Annotated in this window: 3 protein-coding genes; 2 read left to right on the top strand and 1 reads right to left on the bottom strand. The window is 52.9% G+C overall.

Annotated elements, in window-relative coordinates; all coding sequences use genetic code 11:
• Nucleotides 1-104: 104 nt before the first annotated feature.
• On the top strand, nucleotides 105-1,301 hold the full coding sequence (locus GYN08_RS23430) for a DUF4272 domain-containing protein (protein WP_328803018.1): 1,197 nt from the start codon (nucleotides 105-107) through the stop codon (nucleotides 1,299-1,301).
• A gap of 86 nt (nucleotides 1,302-1,387) precedes the next feature.
• Here GYN08_RS23430 and GYN08_RS23425 read toward each other — a convergent pair whose 3' ends face one another.
• Nucleotides 1,388-2,368, bottom strand: a complete 981-nt coding sequence (locus tag GYN08_RS23425; protein WP_166280242.1) for a ketoacyl-ACP synthase III — start codon at nucleotides 2,366-2,368, stop codon at nucleotides 1,388-1,390.
• 172 nt (nucleotides 2,369-2,540) lie between these two features.
• On the opposite strand from GYN08_RS23425, the gene GYN08_RS23420 reads away from it, so the two are divergent.
• Nucleotides 2,541-3,437, top strand: a complete 897-nt coding sequence (locus tag GYN08_RS23420) for an NAD(P)-dependent oxidoreductase (protein ID WP_328803017.1) — start codon at nucleotides 2,541-2,543, stop codon at nucleotides 3,435-3,437.
• Nucleotides 3,438-3,704 lie beyond the last annotated feature (267 nt).

Here is a 3,704-nt window from a genome sequence, read left to right as displayed (position 1 = left end):
GGCCTTTACCGTGCACAGCGGTGAAGGCTTTTTTTGTGCTTTTTGAACATGGTAGAATATAAGCGTACATCTATTTAGCGTTACTACAAGGAGGTCAATCAAGAGTGTCGTCAAAGACAGGGATTCAAAATGCGGCTTTGTACAGCTCGAATTTCGATCTTGCAGCCGTTGCGGAGGCTTTAAGGGACATTTTCGGAGACAAATCGGTAAGCCTCTATGAAGAGGGTACATATGCGAAAGTCAAAACGGGAAGTTGGCTGGGAAAATCCGAATACGGATTCCGATCGATGACCAGCCGGACCGAGCCTGAAAAATTCGGAGAAATGCAAAATGGAATGTATCACTTTTTTGCGCAAATTCCGGCGGAAAAACCGAAAGTTCATGAAAAGCTGCTGATTAAGCTGCAAACGTTGAACATGGTTATCGGCATTGAATCGGACAAAGCTTTTTCTCACGCTTTTCAAGAACAGATTTATGCGATGGCGCGGAAATTGGACGCTATTGTGTTAATGGGGACGCGCAGCATGATGGACGGGGAAGGAAGGCTTCTTCTCGATTTGGACGGCCGTTCGGAGGTGGACGATTTTACGGTGACTGCTCATACAAGCTTCTTGCATGAAGAGAAACCGCCGTCTGCCGAGGCGCTGCTGCGCAAGGAACGCTCGGAGCTTCTGCTCCGCGAGCAGGGGGTTCCCGTCAATGTGCATCTGCCTGCGATCGAAGAGGAAGAAGAAACAACCATTCGCAGCCTCGAAGAAATCGCCAGACGCGCGGTTGCCCTCTGCGTTTCGGCAGTCAAAGGGGAAAGCGACGCAGCCGGTGAAGAGGCAGGAGAAACGAGGGGGCTCATCGAGCGGATTATCGGGCAGTATGAGGCAGACGACTTTTTCACAGAGCGGGAACGGTTCTACTTGGAGGAGAGTTCTCCCGAAAGAGGGACGATCGCGACTTTTTCCTGGGGATACGAGTCTTATTGGGTTATGTTGTGGGCACTCGGATTTGTCGAAAGGCTGGATAGACCGGATCAAGTCTGCGACGTAGGCCGCGCCGTATCGATTTTGCAGGGATACGACAGTTTCGAGTCTTTTGTTCGCGCCGCCCGTCTGCGCAGCAAGCAGGAAATCATGGACGAGGCCGACCTGATTTACCGCTATGATTGGGCTTGCGTGGATGCCAGAATCAACAATCGGCAGGCGCCTGCGGGTCTGGATGCCGGAGTCGTTTATGAACGTCATCGTTCTTTGAATTGGCTGATCGGCTATATGGGGCAGGAATGGGATCACGTTACGACCGATACCTGAGCCTTAAGCTCCGAATCGCAAAAAGCTTCTGCAGCGTAAAAACGCGGCGGAAGCTTTTGTAGGTTTCGAAAACTTATTTTATATCTTCACCAACGTACGATCACTCCGGAGTGGGTCAGCCCCGCCCCGAATCCGTACATCAGCAGGGTGTCTCCTTTTTTTATTTTTCCTGCATCAAGGCCAAGTTGAAGGGCGAGCGGAATGGAAGCGGCTGACGTATTGCCGTAAAACTCGGCGCTTGTCAGCGTCCGTTCAGCGTCGATACCGGTTTTTTCCGCAATCGAGTCGATCATTTTCAGATTTGCGCTGTGCGGAATCAACCAATCAATGTCTTTCAGGCCGCCGGGAAGAGTTTCGGTCAGTTTTTGAACGCCTTCGGGAACGGTACGCACGGCCCACTTATAGACTTCGCGTCCGTTTTGCACGACTTTGCCTTGTCCGTCCAGGGGCATTCCGTTCAACTGATCCGCCATACCGGTTCGGTAGACATGCTGCCCGCCGCTTCCGTCGCTTCCCATATGGCTGCCGAGGAAAGCTCCCTGTTCGTCATACTCGATCACTGCGGCCCCCGCTCCGTCGCCGAACAGGATACAGGTGCTGCGGTCCGTATAATCGATCGTTTTGCTCATGCATTCGCCTGCGACGACGAGCACCTTGCGATGCAGACCCGAAGTAATCAGGGCGTTCGCCAAATGCAGGGCATAAGTAAAACCCGAACAGGCGGCGCTCAAATCGAGCGTACCTGCATTTTTCAGTGTGAAGGCATCCTGGACCAGGCAGGAAACGGTAGGAAAAGGGAAGTCCGGCGTTGTGGTAGCGGCAAGCACCATATCGACGCCGTCCAGCGCTTTCGGATAACGGCGCAGCAGATCCTCAACCGCCTTGATGCAAAGGTGGGAGGTGAACTCGTTTTCGGCGGCAATACGTCGTTCCCGAATGCCGGTCCGTTGAACGATCCATTCGTCATTGGTGTCTACCATGGCTTCCAGGTCGTTGTTCGTCAAGATGCGCTCCGGTACATAAGTGCCGAGGGCGGCGAGGCGTGCGGTCGAACGAAAAGAGGTCATGCGCAGTTCAGCTCCTTTAGCACTTTGTTTTAGCACCTGGTACTAATATAAAAGCGAATCGAAGTTTTTGCAAGTTTTTCGGAATAGCGCGCTGTCGACGACATCATGGATCAAAGCAGAGGCATTTTCTTCTTTCGGATATGTGATAAAGTTTAGAAAGCTCGAGGAAAGGGTGGGAAAATTGAATTCTGAAAAAGCGGTTATCGGATTTGCGGGTATCGGAGTCATGGGCAAAAGCATGGCGGGTCACATTATGGAAAAAGGCTATGAGGTGCATGTCTACAACCGGACGCCGTCCAAAGCGCAGGAGCTGCTTGACCGGGGGGCCGTATGGCAGGATACGCCGGCCAAGTTGGCGGAGGCGTGCGACGTAGTGATTACGATGCTCGGTTATCCGCAGGACGTGGAAGCCGTTTATACCGAGGAAGACGGTTTGATTCCGCATGCCAAGTCCGGCGCTTATCTGATCGATATGACGACTTCGAGCCCTCTGTTGGCCAGACGCCTGGCCGAACGCGGGCGCGAACGCGGCATAGGCGTACTGGATGCGCCGGTATCCGGCGGAGACGTGGGCGCCAAAAATGCCAAGCTGTCGATCATGGTAGGCGGGGAGAAGGCCGACTTCGAGGCGGTACTGCCCCTGCTGGAGATCATGGGCAGCAATATCGTGTATCAAGGCGCTTCCGGAGCGGGACAAAATACGAAAATGTGCAACCAGATCGCAATCGCATCCAATATGATGGGCGTTACGGAAGCCATCGTATACGCCGAGAAAGCGGGACTCGATCCGCGGACGGTGCTGAAAAGCATCGAAACCGGAGCGGCAGGCAGCTTTTCGCTGAGCAACCTCGTACCGCGGATGCTGGACGGAGATTTCGAGCCGGGTTTTTATATCAAACACTTCATCAAAGATATGGGCATCGCTCTGGAATCGGCTGCGGACATGGGGCTGGAGCTTCCGGGACTTAAGCTGGCGGAGTCGCTTTATCGCAAATTGGCCGATGCCGGTTATGCGGACAAAGGGACGCAGGCGTTGTACAAGCTTTGGGAAACGAAGCGCGAGAATTGACGGTTTCCCTTACCAAATTTAGCTTAAATACGGATCGGAACTCCCGGTTTGCACCGGGAGTTTTTCTATCGACAGGGCGTTTGGAACGGCGGCCGGACGGGGTAATAATAGGCATTGCCGCATGCTGTGTAAAATGTGTTTTAAGTTTTTTAAAGTTTTTTGTTAAAAAGGGTTGACCCCTGCTTGGTGGCATGGTATATTATTTCTTGTCGCCACGGACGACACGCTGAAACGAGCGAGACGCCGGTGAGGATGAAATGCCATTAA

It is taken from the genome of Saccharibacillus alkalitolerans (assembly GCF_011090185.1).
GTDB lineage: Bacteria > Bacillota > Bacilli > Paenibacillales > Paenibacillaceae > Saccharibacillus > Saccharibacillus alkalitolerans.
The sequence above is the reverse complement of the archived record's forward strand: the minus strand, read 5'-3'. Positions and strand labels throughout refer to the sequence as shown.